At 32.4% G+C, this 19,515-nt stretch carries 20 protein-coding genes and 1 tRNA gene; 11 read left to right on the forward strand and 10 right to left on the reverse strand.

Annotated features, from left to right (window positions below; translation table 11 throughout):
- The first annotated feature begins 821 nt into the window (after positions 1 to 821).
- The 6 genes from BUC31_RS18065 (at position 822) to BUC31_RS18090 (ending at position 6,282) form a co-directional block, all read left to right on the forward strand.
- Positions 822 to 2,258 (forward strand): site-specific integrase, encoded by a 1,437-nt coding sequence (locus BUC31_RS18065; RefSeq protein ID WP_073246908.1) that lies wholly within the window; start codon positions 822 to 824, stop codon positions 2,256 to 2,258.
- Positions 2,259 to 2,331: 73 nt separating this feature from the next.
- Positions 2,332 to 3,192 carry a hypothetical protein gene (locus BUC31_RS18070; protein ID WP_073246910.1) on the forward strand — a complete coding sequence of 287 codons (861 nt, stop codon included), beginning with the start codon at positions 2,332 to 2,334 and terminating at the stop codon, positions 3,190 to 3,192.
- Between the two features lie 62 nt (positions 3,193 to 3,254).
- On the forward strand, positions 3,255 to 4,163 hold the full coding sequence (locus tag BUC31_RS18075; RefSeq protein ID WP_139252029.1) for a hypothetical protein: 909 nt from the start codon (positions 3,255 to 3,257) through the stop codon (positions 4,161 to 4,163).
- 87 nt (positions 4,164 to 4,250) lie between these two features.
- Complete coding sequence (locus BUC31_RS18080) at positions 4,251 to 4,523, forward strand: helix-turn-helix domain-containing protein (protein WP_073246914.1); 273 nt, start codon at positions 4,251 to 4,253, stop codon at positions 4,521 to 4,523.
- A gap of 3 nt (positions 4,524 to 4,526) precedes the next feature.
- The gene (locus tag BUC31_RS18085; protein WP_073246916.1) at positions 4,527 to 4,901 is read left to right on the forward strand and encodes a hypothetical protein; all 375 of its coding nucleotides are present in this window, start codon (positions 4,527 to 4,529) and stop codon (positions 4,899 to 4,901) included.
- An 88-nt stretch (positions 4,902 to 4,989) separates the two neighbouring features.
- Positions 4,990 to 6,282, forward strand: coding sequence for a hypothetical protein (locus tag BUC31_RS18090; protein WP_073246918.1), 1,293 nt, complete (start codon positions 4,990 to 4,992; stop codon positions 6,280 to 6,282).
- 459 nt (positions 6,283 to 6,741) lie between these two features.
- Here BUC31_RS18090 and BUC31_RS18095 read toward each other — a convergent pair whose 3' ends face one another.
- Positions 6,742 to 6,954, reverse strand: a complete 213-nt coding sequence (locus BUC31_RS18095) for a hypothetical protein (RefSeq protein ID WP_073246919.1) — start codon at positions 6,952 to 6,954, stop codon at positions 6,742 to 6,744.
- Positions 6,955 to 6,979: 25 nt separating this feature from the next.
- Complete coding sequence (locus tag BUC31_RS18100; RefSeq protein WP_073246921.1) at positions 6,980 to 7,624, reverse strand: hypothetical protein; 645 nt, start codon at positions 7,622 to 7,624, stop codon at positions 6,980 to 6,982.
- A gap of 462 nt (positions 7,625 to 8,086) precedes the next feature.
- Here BUC31_RS18100 and BUC31_RS18105 point away from each other — a divergent pair, with 462 nt between their 5' ends.
- The 5 genes from BUC31_RS18105 to BUC31_RS18130 all read left to right on the forward strand — a co-directional run bounded on the left by BUC31_RS18105 (position 8,087) and on the right by BUC31_RS18130 (position 11,081).
- The gene (locus tag BUC31_RS18105; RefSeq protein WP_073246923.1) at positions 8,087 to 8,359 is read left to right on the forward strand and encodes a hypothetical protein; all 273 of its coding nucleotides are present in this window, start codon (positions 8,087 to 8,089) and stop codon (positions 8,357 to 8,359) included.
- 374 nt (positions 8,360 to 8,733) lie between these two features.
- Positions 8,734 to 9,558 carry a hypothetical protein gene (locus tag BUC31_RS18115; protein ID WP_073246927.1) on the forward strand — a complete coding sequence of 275 codons (825 nt, stop codon included), beginning with the start codon at positions 8,734 to 8,736 and terminating at the stop codon, positions 9,556 to 9,558.
- Positions 9,559 to 9,612: 54 nt separating this feature from the next.
- Entirely contained in the window at positions 9,613 to 9,849 is a 237-nt protein-coding gene (locus BUC31_RS18120; protein WP_073246929.1) for a hypothetical protein, read from the forward strand.
- 151 nt (positions 9,850 to 10,000) lie between these two features.
- A complete protein-coding gene (locus BUC31_RS18125) occupies positions 10,001 to 10,624 on the forward strand; it encodes a Panacea domain-containing protein (RefSeq protein ID WP_084135092.1) in 624 nt (207 codons plus the stop codon).
- The gene (locus tag BUC31_RS18130; RefSeq protein ID WP_073246932.1) at positions 10,617 to 11,081 is read left to right on the forward strand and encodes a hypothetical protein; all 465 of its coding nucleotides are present in this window, start codon (positions 10,617 to 10,619) and stop codon (positions 11,079 to 11,081) included. Before BUC31_RS18125 ends, BUC31_RS18130 begins: the two co-directional genes overlap by 8 nt.
- A 109-nt stretch (positions 11,082 to 11,190) precedes the next feature.
- Here the strand turns inward: BUC31_RS18130 and BUC31_RS18135 are convergent.
- From BUC31_RS18135 to BUC31_RS18170, 8 genes are all read right to left on the reverse strand, one after another.
- Positions 11,191 to 11,264 (reverse strand) — tRNA-Arg (locus BUC31_RS18135).
- 58 nt (positions 11,265 to 11,322) lie between these two features.
- Complete coding sequence (locus tag BUC31_RS18140) at positions 11,323 to 11,766, reverse strand: GatB/YqeY domain-containing protein (RefSeq protein ID WP_073246934.1); 444 nt, start codon at positions 11,764 to 11,766, stop codon at positions 11,323 to 11,325.
- An 89-nt stretch (positions 11,767 to 11,855) separates the two neighbouring features.
- Positions 11,856 to 13,769, reverse strand: coding sequence for a cell division protein FtsZ (ftsZ, locus tag BUC31_RS18145; RefSeq protein WP_073246936.1), 1,914 nt, complete (start codon positions 13,767 to 13,769; stop codon positions 11,856 to 11,858).
- Between the two features lie 43 nt (positions 13,770 to 13,812).
- The gene (gene ftsA, locus BUC31_RS18150; protein WP_073246938.1) at positions 13,813 to 15,159 is read right to left on the reverse strand and encodes a cell division protein FtsA; all 1,347 of its coding nucleotides are present in this window, start codon (positions 15,157 to 15,159) and stop codon (positions 13,813 to 13,815) included.
- Between the two features lie 5 nt (positions 15,160 to 15,164).
- Positions 15,165 to 15,884: a cell division protein FtsQ/DivIB gene (locus BUC31_RS18155; protein WP_073246940.1), complete on the reverse strand. Its 720-nt coding sequence runs from the start codon at positions 15,882 to 15,884 to the stop codon at positions 15,165 to 15,167.
- Complete coding sequence (murC, locus tag BUC31_RS18160; RefSeq protein WP_073246942.1) at positions 15,874 to 17,229, reverse strand: UDP-N-acetylmuramate--L-alanine ligase; 1,356 nt, start codon at positions 17,227 to 17,229, stop codon at positions 15,874 to 15,876. The genes BUC31_RS18155 and murC overlap by 11 nt, the downstream gene beginning before the upstream one ends.
- Before the next feature lies 1 nt (position 17,230).
- A complete protein-coding gene (gene murG, locus BUC31_RS18165) occupies positions 17,231 to 18,319 on the reverse strand; it encodes an undecaprenyldiphospho-muramoylpentapeptide beta-N-acetylglucosaminyltransferase (protein ID WP_073246945.1) in 1,089 nt (362 codons plus the stop codon).
- Positions 18,306 to 19,514 (reverse strand): FtsW/RodA/SpoVE family cell cycle protein, encoded by a 1,209-nt coding sequence (locus BUC31_RS18170; protein ID WP_073246946.1) that lies wholly within the window; start codon positions 19,512 to 19,514, stop codon positions 18,306 to 18,308. The genes murG and BUC31_RS18170 overlap by 14 nt, the downstream gene beginning before the upstream one ends.
- Position 19,515 lies beyond the last annotated feature (1 nt).

Consider the following 19,515-nt stretch of genomic DNA (forward strand, 5'->3'; position numbering starts at 1 on the left):
TACACACTATTCTTAATATCACAAGACTTTTTGAAATAAAATAACCAAAGTTTTTTAACCAACCCATAACACCATGATTTACCGACTGTTAGAAATAACTGAAATCACATAAAAATTGAACAACAATGATTACCTCAATACACATTATAGCCTTCCACTATTAAACTGGTTAGTGTTTCTTAAATTCAAACAGTATTAGATACTCAAAAAAGAAGTTTCAACTAGTCATTATACTACATATATATGACCTGAAAAAAGTGTAAATAACATATAATAGTGTCGCAGTTTTAATATCTATACTCTTACAACAGTAAAAAACATAAGCAGAAAAAGACTGATTTTAATTATTACTCATATATACTACATAGAATTCTTGCAACTTGAACTTGGTATATCACAAATCAGCAACTATAATAATCCGTTTTAACTTCTACTTAAAAAGAGTTCTTCCGATACTATCTATACATACTAACACGATTTTCAATACACACAACAATAAAAAATAAAAACCACATCATTACTAGGTCATTCGACACCTAAGCTCTACCTATATAAATAGGTAAAACCAACTAACCTCATTACAGTGAGGATTAAAACACAAAAAAGCCACAACTTTTAAGATGTGGCTTTAAAACCTAGTGACCTCGAAGGGATTCAAATTCTTATAACACCCTAATTCAATGTAAACCCTTATACACTACATTTTATATAATAAATTAAACAACTGTTCTAATATAATTTAAACCTATTGCATTTAAAACATAATTATTGTACCATTTTTTGTACCATTTACTATCTTTAGATTGTTCAAATACTTTAAAATGGCAAAGATTAACTTCATTTACAGAGGTTCTAAAGAAACTGGCAAACTATCAATACGACTAGTTCATGGAACAGAGATTGATTACAGAGTATCTACACCTATTCAATCCAAAAGAGAATACTGGTTTAAAAGAACCACCAAAAAAGGCAAGCCCACAAACAAACATCTACAACCAAAAGATTTTACTGGTAACATATCCGCAACACTTAAAAGTCATAAGACATATTTAGAAGATGTTCAAAAATCTATTTTAGATCTTTTTATAGTTGATAATAACAAAGGATTACCAATTACATCAGACTGGTTAAAACAATCAATACAAAAAGCCGTATCAATATTAGACACTAAAGAAAAAATTACCTCAGCAGATGAAGAACAAAAACATGCTTTAGAATCCGAAAAAGAAAGTATAGAAATTATAAGGCAGGCTAATTTATTAAGTAATGCTATTAAAGGAATGTTTATTAAATACGCAACCAATAGGAACGAATTAAAAAAATATAAAGTAACACTCGGACTATTGCTGAAGTTTCAAGAAAACCAAAAAAAAGAATTTACAATAAAAGACCTCAACTCTAATTTTGCTGACCATTTTAAAAATTGGGCATACAACGAAATGAAGTATCGTAAATCATATATTAATACTCAACTAAAAAAATTTAGGAGTTCAGCAGTTAGAGCATACGAAAACGACGAACAGGAAGTAATACAAATCAGCAGAACTTTAAGGTCCTTTGAAATGTTCAAAGATGTCTATAAGGACAAAATAGTTGTTTGGTTGAACTATGATGAACTCGACAAAATAGACAAGAAAGAAATTAAAAACCCTAATTTGTTAGATGCAAAAAAGGCAATTCTTATAGGGTGTGAAACTGGATTAAGATATACAGACCAAAACAAATTAATTGACAAGAATATCAAAAATATAGATGGTATAAACTATTGGGAATTCAGAACGGATAAAACAGACGCAATTGTTCAAATAACTATTAGTGATAGAATTTTATATCTAATTAATAAATACGGACTTCCTCAAACAAATTACCCAGATAACGGAGTTAAACTAAATGAGGACATAAAAGAGGTATGTAGACTATCAAAATTAAACGAAAAAATAAAAGGCAGCAAAGCAACTGTTTTGAAAATAAAAGGTAAAAATGAAACTAGGAACATTATAGACAAGCATGAAAAATACACTCTCATAACTACCAGAACCTTTAGACGTTCATTTGCTACCAACTACTACGGACACATCAACACAACTTTGATAATGAATATTACAGGACACGCAACAGAGCAAATGCTAAGAGCATACATCAACAGAGGTAATACAAGCAACATAGCAAGTACGAAAGAGCAACTAGATAACTACCATAAAGAAAGACAAGAGAAGAAAAACAATATCAAACTAACTACTATACCTAAAACTGCATAATTTAATATTTGAACACAAATTACAAGTCTTATTAACAGTAGCCATATTATACTTAGAACGTTTACTATAAATTATGCTTAGAAAGAAAACTAAAAGACTTCTCAATCAACTAGACAATTATTTTCAATTGATTAAAATACCAACGGACGATGAAGAGATAAATTCAGATTTAGGATTAAAAGCAGATTATCTTATTGAGGAAAATTTAGAATACAGCCTAAATGAATATTATATTGAAACTAATGACATAGAAGAAAATTTCGATTTATTTGATTATGCTCAAACATTACAACAAATCTCTACTTGCCTAATTTTTTCGAATACAACAAACATCTATATATCATACAAATTAGAACAAAATAGTATCTCCGACATAAAAGAACTAATGCAAATGCTTATAACCTGTTTCGAAAACACTAGCGAACTTAAAAGAAAGTTGCAAAACATAAGAGGACGAGTAAATCATGACTTTTCAAATACCAATTCCAACTTTAACCTACTTACTTCAAAAAATGTAAATCAATTAATAGACTACCTACAAAAAATTAAATACAAAATTGCAGAGACAATTGAATATTGTGAAAATCTATCAGGAATTGACCCTCAAATAAATAAAACAAATTATAACAACATAAACATAAACCTAATTTGGTTTCAAGTAGGGTTACTTTTTGCAAACGGTGAAATTGAAAATTTAATTCAAAAACACCAATATAATTTTACTCAAATGGCAAAAGAAAAGTTTAAAACCAATTACACAAGTTACCGACCGTACATAAGTGAAACCTACAATAACAACTCTAAAAACAATAAAAATATTTGGAACAGCAATTCAAAAATTATAACAATATATAACTACTGTATTGACAACACAATTGAAATGACTACTGAATTCCTAAATCATTATCATGCTATTATCTATGATATTGATTAGTTAGCACAAATAAAAGTATAGAATAACAGAAATTGATTGACCTTAAATTAGAATTACTAAAAATGCAGCAAACAACAAACGAACAACAACCAAATAATGAAGAAATAAAATACTTAAAGTTTGTAGCCATAGACAACTCCTTAACCGACATTAATATTTTAGAGGATTTTAATAGAGTTCAATTCAACCCTATTGAGATTGATGAAATTTCTTTTTATTTCTCCAACTCGCGATACGAATGGTTATTACAATTAATTAAAAACAACAAACTTTTTGACAATTCAAATAAACCAATTTCAAAAATTGAACTTAGAAAACACTTAAAACAATATGGAAAGGGATTTCGTTCTGGTTATTTTAATTACTTAAAAATAATAGAAAGTGAAACTGAACTCTTCCCTAACGAAAATGAAATTTTTATCAATAAAGTCTTCAGCAAAGTATACGATGCAATAAATGTTTCTTGTTTACCTCTTCAATTATTAAAATCTGAAAAAGAAAAAAAATATAAAATATTAGAAGATGCACTCTTTGACCAAGGCTATATAGACGGAGAGATATATAAGGCTTGGATGATAGTAGCAGAATATAATCCAATGTTTAGCAAAAAATGGAAAAAACAAAATGCTACCCAATACCCAAAAGAAGAAAAAATAGTTGTCAAAAATCAAATAAGTAAAAATCCAACAGATTTAATTTGGTTTAAAATAGGATTACTTTTTGCAACTGGCGAAATAGAAAGTCTAATTAAGAAACATCATTCAAACTTCTCGCAGATTGCTAAAACACTATTTGATTCTGAATGGAAAAGTTACAGACCCTATCTAAGCGAAACATACAACAATACCTCAATCAACAATAAAAACATACTAAGTAATAATATAAAAACTAAACTGCTATTTGAATATTGTAATGAAAATTCGATACAAATGTGCGACACCTTTTTACTTCAATATAACTCCACAAAATAAATAGTCCTCAAACAGTACCAGTACCGACAATAGTACCATCCAAATCGATTGACCTTGCAGCATTATTAATAATCTAAATAATGTTAAATGGAACAATTACAATTTGTCGCAACGACTCCACAACAATTAAGAAAAGACATCAATCAAGATGTTAAAAACCTTTTAAACGAACTCGAAAAGAGTTTTCAACCAAAGACACCAGAAGAACTACTTAGTCGCAGAGAAACAGCAGATTTACTAAAGATAAATCTTAGTTCTTTATATAACTGGACAAAAAAGGGAATACTCAAATCTTATGGATGTTCTGGTAAAGTTTATTACAAGCGTAGTGAAGTAGAATCTGCATTAATAGAACTTTAAGTAATGGCAACGATACCAACGCCAGAAGTAATGCAGTTCAAACTAGATACTGGTAAACTATTTAAAGAGGTTAGGCATTACAACCTTGTAGACGGCAAAGAAATACTATCCAATAAACTCAATATTGGAATTAATCGTGGTTTCTCAAAAGCAAAGTATATCTATTCAGTCAAAATAAGACAACCTAATAAATGGAGTAAACAAATTACTGGTTTGTATGCTACGCATGATATAGACTTGTTTTATGGTGACACCATTAACCAAAAAAATCTATTAATAGCAAGATTTAAAGATAATGGTAACGAGTTAGTCATCTACTACTTTGAAGACTTCTACCCAAAGCCATTAGGGGGCTTTTTAAATAATTTTAAAGGATAGGTCATTAAAACAAAAAAAGGGGCTGAATAAGCCCCTCAATTTGTTCAAATGCTATCGGCAACGATAACAACTCAAAGATAATATTTTAATGATTGACTACATCCAAATTTGGGTTACCGACCTTTGCGAAATTCAAAGATTATGGAATCACCCTTTGATACATTTCAAGAATAAAATTGAAAAAGTCAGCAAAGAAACTGGAGAATTTTATAATAAAGAAACAAAGGAGTTTGAGGGCATATCATTTAGAAAAGAACCGCACAAACCAAATAAGCCAAACGAAGGTAGAGAAAGGATTGTAATAGGTTTCAATCCACATTACTGGTTTAATAAAAATGAACATAACGCAAATAATTTTAGTGCCTTAGATAGTATTGAAACGTTTAAAAGATTTGTAAGCATTTTTAATATTGAAAGTTATAGCAACTATTCTGCTAATAATCTTGAATACGGTTTAAACTTTTTATTTAATGACTATGACAAAGAAGTAATAGGTTACAATATCTATCACTCAAGAAATTTATTCATTCAAGACCAAGAACATAGGTATGCAAAGAGAGCGCATAGTTATTATAAAGGAAAACCAAATTACTTTTCTTATGTCAAACTATATTCTAAAGGCTTTCAATACCCAGAATATTGCGATAAAAAGACTTTAAGGTTTGAAATGGGATCAAAGCAAAGTAAAAACATAAAAACACTAGGCATTAAAAATATAGGCGACTTATTAAATATCGAAGTCTATTATAAGTTAAAAGAAGCATTAATAAAAAACTCATTGAAAGTATTAATAATAGATCAATACCCTAAACTAAACGAACTAAACCCCAGGGATAAGAACAGATTAATCAAATATTCAAACAGTTCATTTTGGTACAATGTAATACAAACTAAAAGAAGTGCAACATTTAACGAAAAGTGTGAAAGTTATAATGTATTACTAGACCGAACAGGCTTAAATATAAATACAGAGTTTCATAATAGGATAAAGGAAAAATTAGAGATTCTACTACCTGAAAAGCGTAAAAATTCCACACTACCAACAAAATCCGAAAAACGTAAAAATTCCACTTTAGATAAAGGTAGAATGCTTACGGTTTTCAATTCTCGTATTTGCCCAGTTACCGGTGTAAACATTTCAATGCAGAAACAAACCTCTTTACTATTATCAAATACTGGATTAAGGCATCTTGAAAAAACAGACCCTATCAAATTTAACGAACTCAAATTTATATTGTTAACAGGTAAACCAAACAAATATGAAAATACGGTATATGACCAATTAAGTAAACAAATAAGAAATCGTCATTACAATTCACAACCAATAGATAATCAAATGCTACTTTTCACTGTATCAAAAATAAACACCAGACAATTCTAAAATTGTTTACCACCTCTACGCGCGCGTATTGTTTTGATAAGTAGAATATTATATCTATTAAATTATAATTCTCTTTGAGAGATAGAGTAATTAGACATCACACACCCGTACAAGAACCTAACAAAACCTATCCTTTGATATAAGGTTTTAGAAATTATAAAAATCTATATATTGATTAATGCAGAGAACAAAGACTTTTCTGGTGTCACTACGCGTACAGGTCAAAAAACAAAATCGGACTAATCGGACACCATAAAAAGGAATTGTATTTGTAATGTTAAAAAGTAAAATCTTTTAACACTACAAGGCTTTTTCACAGTCACAAAGCGCGCAAGTTGTAATGCAGAATAGAAAATTAATTATATCGCACTATCCGTCCGCGCGCGTAGTTGTTTTATAAAAGATGACTTTATAATATAATTCTAAAAAAAACTCAAGAAACTTTAGATTTTAAAAAGGCTATAAACCTACCAAAGCACCTAGTATTGAAATGACAATACCAATTACCACAATCCAAACAATCGTTGATGTATTGCTTCTTGTTCTTTCTGTAGCATCTTGTATCAACCTTAAATAATAAACTTGTGATAATTGAATTTGCCTATCCGTCCAATCCTCACGTTCATTTACAAACTTCCTGTGCTTTTCTGAGATAGTTTTATTCTCTTTCATTTTTAAAAGTTTAGATTGTATACGGTTATTGCTCTTTAATAATTGGTGATAATTGATTTTTTAATGCATCATATTCATCACTAGACATCATTTCTAAATCATATAACTCTTTTGCCTCTTTCAATTTCCTTATTGCCTCGCTTCTAGTCATTTTAGCATTAGAGTTAATTATTTCACCAGACTCCATTGCCTTTTCAAAAAGAACACGTGCCAACTTCTTAACTCCTAAAAACCTACCTCCACCAACTTTATTCAACTCTAAGTATATTTCATAGTCGTTTTTCTTTGAAATTCGACCTGCAGAAATTCCAACAACAAAAACCCTGTCATTTAACATACCGTCATTCCCCATCATCAGAGTTCCAGTCAATGCAGCAGCAGTTGTACCTAAGTAAATATAACTATGATTATTAATTGCCTGACCAATTGCAACAGAACCTTGAGTAATATTATTTGAGTTACTTGGCTTACCTATCACCAATGTATCGCCAATTACAATTTTGTCACCTGCCCGAGTTATATATTCGTTTACGTCAAAATAGTTCTTATACTCTTTGGAATTTGTCAATTCTTGTAATTCGTCATAACTAATCGAATCGACATGATTATTTTTTTGTCCAGTTAGTAGGATACAGTAGAATAAAAACAGGAATGATAATTTGAATCTCATAACAATAAATTTTTAGAATTATAATTTAATGTTCAAAGATTAGATTTAATTAAAGTTTCCTTTTACGGGAAACCATAATCTTCAAAAATATTTTAAAAACGGACTAATCGGAAACCATAAAAAGGAATTGTTTTTGGAACGGTAAAAAAGAGATAACCTGACAAAACCTGATTTTAGTTAAAGATTTATTCCAGATCACAACGCGCGAGTATTTATGCAAAACATATATGAACCTACAATATTCGGTTATCTGTTCACGTGCGCGCGTAGTTGTTTAAAAACAATAAAATTTCACATGTTCAAGACTTAACGAACTTAACACCCTAAAAAGGTTTATACTTATAAAATTCTATTTAAAAGTAAACCAATACGCGCGCGAAGTGATTAATTTCAAAAACTCATACAAAAATAATTGGCAATAAATAATTTGAATTTTTAGGAATATATCCTGAATTTTGGAATATGTCCAAAATAATTTTTAGAAATTACGATTTAAAGCGTATTAAAGACCTTTTAAAGGAAATAGGTAAGGAAAGGTATGAAGCAGCATTAAAAGATGCAGGATTACACGAAAACAAGCCTTTATCGATGGATGGCTTCTTTGTCGAGTTTGAACCTGACACCTTGGATTTTAATTTATACTACAAATACCCTTCAAGAGTAATAATGTTTATTATACCAGTACTCGGATTTTGGAATGTTCCAATTGATAATTGGGTTAGAGAAAGGAAGTAGTTTGAATAATCAATATTATTTCAAGTTTTAGATCTTTTTATCTAATCAATGTTTTGTATTTTTCAAGTATGCGAATAATAATTTTACTTATCCTAATGACTGGCTGTACCAACCAAAACCTAGAATTGCAAAAAGAGAATATGCGATTAAAAGATGAGGTTTTAAAATATAAAGAACAAGCCAACTCTTTACGTAATGAAGCCGAAGCATTAACAAACCAAGTTGACAGCCTGAAAAGCAAATTATATAAATGCGACATTATGATTAAATCCTTCGAAACTTCAAAATAGAAAGCCACAATTACGGATTACCGTAAATCAGTTGAGTAATAATTTCTGATATTGCGTAAAAAAATCAGATAAATTATTCTAAAAATGAGACATTTATTTTTCTTAATCTATATCATAACTCAAGTAAATCTTTTTGGACAAGTTACACATGATCAGGTAAGCAATCCAGATATTAAAATCCGCGGAAAATATGATTCATATACCGCCATTAACGAAAAGACGTACCATGTAGGAGACCTTCTAACTTTAAAATATGCCGCATCAGGTAGAAGTTCATATGCATCAATTTTTGGAACTGGATTGACTATGACATTTAAGCCCGAAAGTCCTAATGAAGTTATCGAAATCTTAGAATTTAAAGCATTGCACAATTCTATCGGAAGTGGCATGTATGCAATATTTAAAGATTCAAGAAACAAAAAACTTCAGATTGCAATTGATACCGCCTTAGAGTTAAAAGAAATTGCAGATTATGACAAAGGTGTTACGGTCGAGAAAATATATGACGAAATGGAGGAGACTACTTCATTTCATACTTCAAGACTAACAATAGCCTACCAGAGTAGCCCATATATTGATTTCAGTATAGCAAAAGTACATTCTGGAAAATACTATCTAAAAGCATATTACAAATCAAGATATCGATTGGAAGGCTGCTTTAGACAAGATGATATAATTAAAATTAAAACAGATTTACATGGCATTATTGAATTAACCAACGTTTTAAAGACGGAATGTGGAGACTCGGGATCATTAGCATATGAGATACCAGAAAACATTCTTATAAAATTAACAGATAGCAAATGGGATCTTATGAGGTTATATAATAGTGACCACTACATAGAATTTAAACCAGATGGTAATGAAGATTACTTCTCCCAACTTGCTAATGCAATAATTAAATATTAAATATCTACCTTAACTAGATTAATATCCATTAGCATTGTCTTAAAAAATAAAAATATGGGTATTTACGATTTTAATATTTTATCTAATCATGACAAATATGATACAGTATTTACAAAAGGTCAATTTGTAGATAGTGTTAAAGATGGCAGAATAAGGTACGTCCTTTATTCTCTATCCTATTTCTGGGTTGAGGTAATGTATGATATACCCACAAATAAGATATTAGAGATAGGTAGTTTTGTAAGTGGTAAAACTTTAGACAGGTATGTTAAATTACCAAAGATATTTTAATGAAAAAAAATAATCCAATTCAGAAAACAGTTTTACAATATTTAAAAAATAATTAAATAGTTAATTCGTTATATTTTATCGATAGCATATAACATCTTTAAATTATAAAAATTATACTAACTTTGGCAAAGATTTTGCTTATAATAGTAACATGTCTTTAGTTCCACAACATATAAACAAATCAGGTTATAGTAATCAAGAAATTGATAAGATAGGAAACACCCTAATTTATCTTACAAATAACATTACAGGTCTAACCAAAACCCAAGCACTTAAATATTTATACCTATTAGATGAATTTTCAATTAAAAAATTCGGAATCCCTTTTATTGGTTTAAAATATGAAGTTTGGCAATACGGGCCAGTTGCACAAGATATTTTTCTTGAACTTACAGAAGAGCAACCTAAAATGCTAAAAGACTACATATATATAGAATTAGAGAGATTCCAACATTATCAATATTTATATTTAAAAACTAAAAAGAGTTTTATAGATGATGAGTTCACTGATAGTGATATTGAAATCTTAGAATTTGTTACAACTAAATATAAAAACTTAAATGCTACTGAACTTTCTGATTTAACCCATGCTAAAAACTCTTTATGGCATAATATTGCTTTAGAGCAAAATCTTTTAGAAGCATTTAGAACTAACAGAAAAAGAGCGTCAAACTTTATAATAGATTTCTCCATTATTTTGGATGAAGAAAAAAAAGAAATCTATAATAGTTACAATGATAATATAGAGATTAACAGACATTATAGTAATGTTTGATTTATTCCATATATTATATATAACTCCTTTCTATTTCCCCAATGGACAATCTGCTCCAAAAAATAAATATTACATACCTATATTTTTAGAAGGAGATGAAATTATATTTGTCTTTCTACCAACAAGTAAAATAAAAATTGAACCTTCTAAAATCAAACATGGTTGTCATGATGTTTCCAAAGGCTCTTATACATGTTATATTTTTCAAGAAAAAGTGGAAATTACCGATTGTGGGTTTTATTTCGATTTTGATACTTGTGTCTACAGTTATCAGATTAATGCTTTCTCAAAACCAATGATTGAAGATGTTTACAAAGTAGAGGATGTTGATTTTGAAATTATTGGAGAATTGAAAAAAACAGAAAAAATTGCTTTAATACAATGCTTGCTAAATTCGAAATTCATCAAACTTAAAGTCAAAAGAGCATTATCAAAATATCTTACAGATATATCTTAAAATTGCACTACAATACATTATTGTACCGATTATTGTACCAGTTTATCAAAAAAATGAAATAAAAAAAACCTAACCAACTAACAAATAGTCGATTAGGTGTTTTTAATAGTGACCTCGAAGGGATTCAAACCCCCAACCCTCAGAGCCGAAATCTGATGCGCTATTCAGTTGCGCCACGAGGCCATTATTTTATATTCAGTGTTCAATTAGCAAAATTAAAAATGCCTAATACTAAACTATATTAAGCTAATTTCTTTTTTACGATTGTAGATATTAATTTACCGTCAGCTTGACCGGCTAATTCTTTAGAAACAATCCCCATAACCTTACCCATATCCTTCATTCCTGAAGCACCAGTAGCATCTATAGTTTGAACTACTACTTTTTCTACCTCTTCCTCTGTAAGTTGTTCGGGCAAAAATTGCTCTATTACCGCTATCTGAGCCAATTCTGGATCAGCAAGATCTTGTCTTCCTTGCTCTATAAAAATAGCAGCACTATCTTTTCTTTGTTTAACTAACTTCTGTACTATTTGTATCTCATCATCTTCAGTCACTTCTCCTCCTCCACTAGTACTCGCTACCAATAAAGCAGATTTAATAGCCCTAAGTGATTCTAGTGCTACCGAATCCTTTGCTTTCATAGCTAATTTCAACTGCTCCATTACTCTTTGCTGTAAACCCATTTCATCTTTATTTTGGTCAACAAAGATAAAAAAAATAAAACCCGAAAACTAACTTAGTTTTCGGGTTTAAAAATATTACGAGACTATTTTTAGTCTACATTATCATGTAAAAATGAATTGTTAGATCTTAACTGTATATCATCATTACTATCTCCACTCAATGATGTTCTAGAAATCTTCTTTTCTCGTGAACTTTCATTCAAATCAACACCTTGTCTTTGGTATGCCGGTTTCTTTTCGTCATAACTAGTAGGTGCATTGTTTTTGAACTTATAATTAAAATCTTTCAATTTTCTTCTGCGTTCATCAGCCCTATCTCTTAACAACTCTTCAATAGGCGTTTCCATTGGATCTAATTGTTCCTCTGGGTGTGCCTCTCTTTTTGGAGCTATGGTCTTTCTCTCGAATACCAACTCGTCTTCAATAATTTTAGGCTCGAACTCTTCAGCTTTAGATTTTGCACCCGTAAGCTTACTTTCTAACTGCATATAGTCATCTAAACTATAGCGCTTCTCACCATTCTTATTATACTCTAATACTGGTACAATTTCGATGCTTTCGTTAACATCAATATCTTTTACTTCATCATGCAAATCAAACATGATTACGTTTTCTTTTTCTTCCTCTCCTCTTGAAGAACTTTTAAAACCAACTGTAAATTGATCATCTTCTTCTTCAACTTGTAATTCTTCTGGATCAACTACCTCTATATCTCTAAAAGATGAAGGCGCATCTACGATAACAAAATCCTCTTCTGAAACATTCTCTGCTAGTACTTCCTCGTAAAAAACATTGAAATTTTTAATATAGTTCGTTGTAGGTATCAAGTCAAAATCTTCTTCCTCAACGAACTCATACTTTTTTACGGGTTTGACTTGTTTTACCTCCTCTTCCTCATCGTCCATTTCTAAGGTATGAACAGTTTTAGTGTTAGATAACAACATTGCTTCTGCACGTTGCCCTTCTTCTAAAGTATGAATGATTTTCTTTGACTCGGTATTTACAATATCATCTTGCTGTTCAATATTAAAACCTGTAGCAATTACCGTAACTGCAATAGCTTCACCTAAGCTTTCATCTTCACCAACACCCATAATGATGTTTGCTCCGTATCCTGCCTCAATTTGAATATGATCATTGATTTCACCAATTTCATCAATAGTAATTTCTTGCGCACCAGAAACAATCAATAACAATACATTTTTAGCTCCTTGAATTTTATTGTCGTTCAATAACGGAGAATCTAATGCTTTCATGATTGCTTCATTAGCTCTTGCAGAACCAGATGAAATAGCAGAACCCATAATAGCAGTACCACTATTAGATAGTACTGTTTTAGCATCACGTAAATCTATGTTTTGTGTGTAGTGATGTGTAATAACCTCTGCAATACCTCTAGCAGCAGTTGCCAATACTTCATCAGCTTTAGAGAAACCAGCCTTGAAACCAAGGTTTCCGTATACTTCTCTTAATTTATTGTTATTAATGACGATCAGCGAATCGACATTATTGCGTAATTTTTCAATACCTCGTTGTGCTTGTTCAACTCGCATTTTACCTTCGAATTGAAATGGCATAGTAACGATACCAACAGTAAGAACATCCATTTCTTTTGCAAACTTGGCAATTACGGGAGCAGCACCAGTTCCTGTTCCCCCGCCCATACCAGCAGTAATGAAGATCATTTTAGTAGTTGTATCCAACATACTTTTAATCTCTTCCATACTTTCCATGGCAGCTTGTTCACCTACTTCAGGATTGGCACCAGCACCCAAACCTTCAGTTAATGACATGCCTAATTGTATTTTGTTTGGCACCGGACTATTGTCTAAAGCCTGAGAATCTGTATTACAGATTACAAAATCAACTCCGTTAATTCCTGCTTGGAACATGTGATTAATAGCATTACTACCACCGCCACCTACACCAATGACTTTTATAACGTTGCTTTGATTCTTTGGTAGATCAAAGGAGATATTATCAAATTCGCTGTTCTTACTCATATTCTAATTATTACTGGTTATGTATTCTCTTGTGCTATGCTTATTACTCTGCGTTATCTAAAAATTCTTTCAATTTTTCAGACCACTTATCAAAAACAGATTTTCTTTCTTTATGCAGGTTCGGGCGTGCTACAGCTTCCGTCTCACGTTCAGCATACACCAACTCTTCTTCTTCCTGCTCTAGTTCCTGTTCTTGTAAAATTTCTTCTTGTGTCAATTTCAACTTCTCTTGGTTTTTAATGGCATTCATTAAAAGACCAACAGCTGTTGCGTATAACGGACTTGCAACTTCTTCATCAGAATCACCTGCTAGATGTTCGTTAGGGTACCCGATACGAGTATCCATACCTGTTATATATTCCACTAATTGCTTTAAATGTTTTAGTTGGCTTCCACCACCTGTTAACACGATACCTGCAATCAACTTTTTCTTTTGTTCTTCGTGACCGTAGTTTTTGATTTCTACATATACCTGCTCGATAATCTCAACGACACGTGCATGAATTATTTTCGAAAGATTTTTTAAAGAGATTTCTTTTGGCTCTCTACCACGTAAACCTGGTATAGATACAATTTCATTATCTCTGTTCTCTCCTGGCCATGCTGAACCAAATCTGGTTTTCAACAACTCTGCCTGTTTTTCTATAATTGAACATCCTTCTTTAATATCTTCTGTAATGACTCCACCACCAAAAGGTATTACCGCCGTATGCCTAATAATTCCGTCTTTGAAAATAGCCAGATCAGTTGTACCACCACCTATATCGATTAATGCTACACCTGCTTCTTTTTCTTCTTGACTTAATACTGCATCAGATGATGCTAATGGCTCTAGTGTTATATTTCCTAAATCTAATCCTGCACTTTTAATGCAACGACCTACATTCTTTATAGAAACAACTTGACCAACTACTACATGAAAGTTAGCTTCTAACCTACCACCATACATACCAACAGGCTCGCGTATTTCAGCCTGACCATCAACTTTGTATTCTTGTGGTAAAACATGAATAATCTCTTCACCTGGTAGCATAATCAATTTGTGCACTTGATTACATAGTAAGTCTACATCTTCGTCTCCAATTACTTCCTCAGAATCTTTTCTGGTAATGTAATCGCTGTGCTGTAAACTTCTAATATGTTGACCGGCGATACCCACAACAACAGATCCAATTTTAAGACCAGAATTTGCTTCTGCCTCTTCAACCGCTTGTTGAATAGATTTTATAGTTTGAGTAATATTATTTACCACACCTCTGTGTACACCTAAACTTTTGGACTTACCGATACCCAAAATCTCAATTTTACCATACTCGTTTTGCTTTCCGATTATGGCAACGATTTTCGTTGTTCCAATGTCTAAACCGACTGAATATTTAGTTTGTTCCATTTTAATTATATTTTAGTGCACACCACTTGGTTATTGAATTCTAAACTTACTTCTGCAAAATCCTCCAAGGTTTCATCCTTGTTCGCTTTGGCATAAAATGCCTTAAAATTGCTAAACTTGGCCTCTAAATCTTCAATACCGCCTATGTTCACAACAAAATTGTTAAGCCTTAATCGTAACTGATATTCTTCTTCTCCTTTAATATGAATACCAATAACAGATTCACGAAAAAAATCGTCCATATTTATATGTTCCAATATGACATAGACATCTTCAAGGCTCTTACCACTGATATTGCCCGTTATGATAGGAACTCTTGCTGAATGATTATTTGAAAGAGGCATTCTCTTTCCTTCATCGTCCAAATAGAATTTTGAATCCCCCTCAATACGTCCTATCGGCTTACGTTGAACTATTCTCGACGTTAGCTCACCATCTATTGTTAGATAGACTTGTGCACTTTTTACCATTTCATTGGCCTCAAGGGCCTTTTCTACAGTATTCAAAACTATATTTTCTTTAGGCACATTATCAAGACTACCGTAATTTTGTATTAACAATTTATTAACCGTTCCTTCAGTGAGGTACAAATTTTGTTCCCCAATGAATTCTACCTTCATCCCCGTAACATTCTTGGCGCTATTACGCTCATTCGAAAAAGCATATAACCCCATGATTACCAGAACCAAAGCAACTAACTTTATAAAATTCCAATTAACCTGCATACGACATCTCTTTTTTTATTTTCACAACTTCTAAACCTATATCTCCAGCTCCCATTGTTAGTAAAACTTCAGGATCTTGTTTTTTTATCTCAGAAAGGATTTGTTCTTTTGAAATTAATTTTTTATTACTGCTTGTCACCTTATCCAACAACCATTCTGCCGTAACCCCTTCAAGTGGTTCTTCTCTAGCCGGATAGATATCTAACAACAAAACATTTTCGAATTGCGATAAGCTTTTTGCGAACTCATCTGCAAAATCACGTGTTCTTGAAAACAAGTGTGGCTGAAAAATTGCCAATACTTTTTTATTCGGATGCATTTCCGCAACTGCTTCAAAAACAGCATTGATCTCTGTTGGGTGATGCGCATAATCATCAATAAAAATGAACTCTTCACTTTTAATCTGATACGAAAATCTCCTTTGCACTCCTTTAAATGTTGCTAATGCCTCTGCAAGGCGATGCGGCGGGGAACCTGCTTGCATCGCCATTGCGAAAGCCACTAAACCGTTCAACAAATTATGTCGCCCAGGTTTGTTAAATTCAACCCCTTCTAGTTTGAGGTCAGGGGTCTCCAAATCGAATATGTAGGTGCCATGTTCTATTTTTATGTTCCGGATACAATAATCCGAATCGTCTTCTATACCATAGGTTAGCCCTTCTAAAGGCAAACCATTACGAACAAATAGTTTACCGCCAGGTTTTAAGCGTTTGGTAAAGTCAATAAATGTTCTTTCCAATTCTTGCGCGTCGCCATAAATATCAAGGTGGTCAGCATCCATTGATGTAACACAGGCTACGTTTGGTGTCAACTGCATAAATGAACGATCAAATTCATCTGCCTCTACTACCGAATACTCCGTGCCATCTAACAAGAAATTACTATTGAAATCTTCTGAAATTCCGCCTAAGAACGCAGTAATTTTAACTCCTGTTTCCTTTAACAAATGTGCCAAAATACTAGAGGTTGTTGTTTTACCATGTGTACCGGCAACTGCCAAGCAAAAAGAGTCTTTGGTTATTAAGCCAAGTACTTCTGAGCGTTTCTTAATCGTGAATCCATTATTTAAAAAATACTGATACTCTGAATGAGAAGAAGGTACCGCTGGCGTATATACTACCAAAGTATGCTCTTGATCATTCTTATATTCTTGTGGCACTACATAGATATCATCTGTGTAATGAATATCAATACCTGAACTTGCCAATTCTTTCGTTAGCGGGCTCTCGGTTTTATCGTACCCGGCAACCGCCTTATTTATAAACGCAAAATAACGCGCCAAAGCAGACATACCTATGCCCCCAATGCCAATAAAATACACCTTATGTATTTGCGTTACGTTCATTTTATTTTATCAATTTTTCTATTTCATCGCAGATATCAGCAGTGGCATTTGGTAATGCCAATGACTTAATATTCTTTGATAGTTCTTGTTGCTTTTCTGCGGATTTAAATACCGATTCAAACTCCGTTTTAAATATTGCATCAAGCTCTTTTTCTCTAATCATAATTGCAGCCTCATGCCCAACCAATGACAATGCATTCATTGTCTGGTGATCTTCTGCCACAACTGGCGACGGAATAAAGAATGTTGGTTTCCCAACCAAACACAATTCTGATACCGCACCTGCACCTGCTCTAGAAATAATGAAATCTGCCGCTACATAGGCTTTATCCATAGAGTTTAAAAAAGCATATACTTTAATATTCTCTGACTGATGTGATTTATAGGTTTCGTAATATCCTTTTCCACATTGCCATACTACTTGCAATCCTAATGCTTCAAAATATTCTAAATGATCCGCTACCAATTGATTGATACGTCTTGCCCCTAAACTTCCACCTAACACTAAAAGTGTTTTCTTATCGGCATTCAATTCAAAATACTGTAAAGCTTCATTTTTAGTAGCTTTTAATTCCACCAAATCTGAACGTACAGGATTACCTGTTTTTACAATTTTATCTTTCGGAAAAAACTTCTCCATGCTATCATATGCCACACAGATTTTCTTCACTTTATCTTTTAATAGTTTATTAGTAATGCCTGCAAATGAATTTTGTTCTTGCAACACACATGGTATCCCTTTTACGGTTGCCATCTTTAACAACGGACCACTAGCAAAACCACCCGTACCAATTACGGCGTGTGGCTTAAACTTCGATACGATGCTATTTGCTCTCATTAAACTACTTATCAATTTTATTGGAAACAGTAGATTTTTAAGGGTCAGTTTTCGCTGAATTCCTGTAATCCACAATCCTTCTATTTTGTACCCTGCTTGTGGCACTTTCTCCATCTCCATTCTATCCTTAGCGCCTACGAACAAAAACTCAGCATCAGGATACCTCCTTTTCAGTTCGTTCGCTATAGCTATGGCAGGATAAATATGTCCGCCAGTACCTCCTCCTGATAAAATGAACCTATAATTGCCCACTTAAAATCTCTAAAGGGTTCGTTTCATCCATATCAATATCATTGCCAGAAGCACTCTCCTGAGCTATACTTTTATTGCTTGCACTTAGTATTATACCTATTGCCAAACAGGTCATCCAGCTAGAGGTTCCACCACTACTGATCAATGGTAAATTTTGCCCGGTTACAGGAAATAACTCTACCGCTACCGCCATATTTATCAACGCCTGAAACACAATGGGCAAGCCTACGCCTAGCACTAATAACTTACTAAAGACCGATGCACAACCATTGGCAACCACCACTATTCTAAAAAGTAGAAATAGGTAAAACAACATGAGTATAAATCCTCCTATTAAACCATATTCCTCCACTATAATAGCATAGATAAAATCTGATGAACTTTGTGGCAAAAAGTTCTTCTGCACACTTTTCCCTGCTCCTTTACCCATTACTCCGCCAGTAGCTATTGCTATTTTTGCTCTTTCAATTTGATAGGAACCTTCAGAATCCTCAGGGTTGGAGAAACTATCTATACGGCTCATCCATGTATCTACCCTATTCGGGAATAAATCCGGGAAAGCTTTTGCCGTTAATACGAACATGGTCAAAAACAACATACCCGCTCCAACAATGCCAAATAAGTATTTCATAGGATATCCTCCTAAAAAACACAATACCATAACCATTGAAAAAACAATTGCTGCCGTGGAAAAGTTCGCAGGTAAAATAAGCGCTACTACCAAGAAAACAGGAAGCCATAAAGGCAATATGCTGTCTTTAAATGTTATTTTAATATCTCTTACTTTAGAGAAGTAACGAGCCACATATATCATTAATACTACTGCTGCCAGGTTAGAGGGCTGAAAACCGAAACCTACCAATGGTAAACGGATCCAACGACTATCATTTGTACCACCACTAGAGGTGCCTTGTGCCAATACGAATATGAGCAATACCAACACTATGGGCAGGGCAATCATTGAAAGCCCCTTAAAAAAGTGTGTAGGTATTTTATGTACCCCATAAATAATTCCAAAACCTAAAAACAACAGTATGGCATGTTTTACCAAATGACCAACTGGCGTACCGCTACCTACTACATACACCAAGTTACTACTGGCACTATATACTGGTAGAAATGAAAATAAGGCCAAGAGTGCCGCAATGGCCCAAATAGCTTTATCTCCTTTTATATTTTGAAATATATTCAACACC

This window comes from Maribacter aquivivus (assembly GCF_900142175.1).
In the GTDB taxonomy this organism is placed as follows: Bacteria; Bacteroidota; Bacteroidia; order Flavobacteriales; family Flavobacteriaceae; genus Maribacter; species Maribacter aquivivus.

Bases quoted from the DNA above. Each gene is read 5' to 3' on its own strand.
- BUC31_RS18090 (WP_073246918.1), top strand. From the start codon at position 4,990: ATGATTGACTACATCCAAATTTGGGTTACCGACCTTTGCGAAATTCAA.
- BUC31_RS18095 (WP_073246919.1), bottom strand. From the start codon at position 6,954: ATGAAAGAGAATAAAACTATCTCAGAAAAGCACAGGAAGTTTGTAAAT.
- BUC31_RS18120 (WP_073246929.1), top strand. From the start codon at position 9,613: ATGGGTATTTACGATTTTAATATTTTATCTAATCATGACAAATATGAT.
- BUC31_RS18075 (WP_139252029.1), top strand. From the start codon at position 3,255: ATGCAGCAAACAACAAACGAACAACAACCAAATAATGAAGAAATAAAA.
- BUC31_RS18065 (WP_073246908.1), top strand. From the start codon at position 822: ATGGCAAAGATTAACTTCATTTACAGAGGTTCTAAAGAAACTGGCAAA.
- BUC31_RS18070 (WP_073246910.1), top strand. From the start codon at position 2,332: ATGCTTAGAAAGAAAACTAAAAGACTTCTCAATCAACTAGACAATTAT.
- BUC31_RS18125 (WP_084135092.1), top strand. From the start codon at position 10,001: ATGTCTTTAGTTCCACAACATATAAACAAATCAGGTTATAGTAATCAA.
- BUC31_RS18080 (WP_073246914.1), top strand. From the start codon at position 4,251: ATGGAACAATTACAATTTGTCGCAACGACTCCACAACAATTAAGAAAA.
- BUC31_RS18140 (WP_073246934.1), bottom strand. From the start codon at position 11,766: ATGGGTTTACAGCAAAGAGTAATGGAGCAGTTGAAATTAGCTATGAAA.
- BUC31_RS18105 (WP_073246923.1), top strand. From the start codon at position 8,087: ATGTCCAAAATAATTTTTAGAAATTACGATTTAAAGCGTATTAAAGAC.
- BUC31_RS18130 (WP_073246932.1), top strand. From the start codon at position 10,617: ATGTTTGATTTATTCCATATATTATATATAACTCCTTTCTATTTCCCC.
- ftsA (WP_073246938.1), bottom strand. From the start codon at position 15,159: ATGGAACAAACTAAATATTCAGTCGGTTTAGACATTGGAACAACGAAA.
- murC (WP_073246942.1), bottom strand. From the start codon at position 17,229: ATGAACGTAACGCAAATACATAAGGTGTATTTTATTGGCATTGGGGGC.
- BUC31_RS18155 (WP_073246940.1), bottom strand. From the start codon at position 15,884: ATGCAGGTTAATTGGAATTTTATAAAGTTAGTTGCTTTGGTTCTGGTA.
- BUC31_RS18100 (WP_073246921.1), bottom strand. From the start codon at position 7,624: ATGAGATTCAAATTATCATTCCTGTTTTTATTCTACTGTATCCTACTA.
- ftsZ (WP_073246936.1), bottom strand. From the start codon at position 13,769: ATGAGTAAGAACAGCGAATTTGATAATATCTCCTTTGATCTACCAAAG.
- BUC31_RS18115 (WP_073246927.1), top strand. From the start codon at position 8,734: ATGAGACATTTATTTTTCTTAATCTATATCATAACTCAAGTAAATCTT.
- BUC31_RS18085 (WP_073246916.1), top strand. From the start codon at position 4,527: ATGGCAACGATACCAACGCCAGAAGTAATGCAGTTCAAACTAGATACT.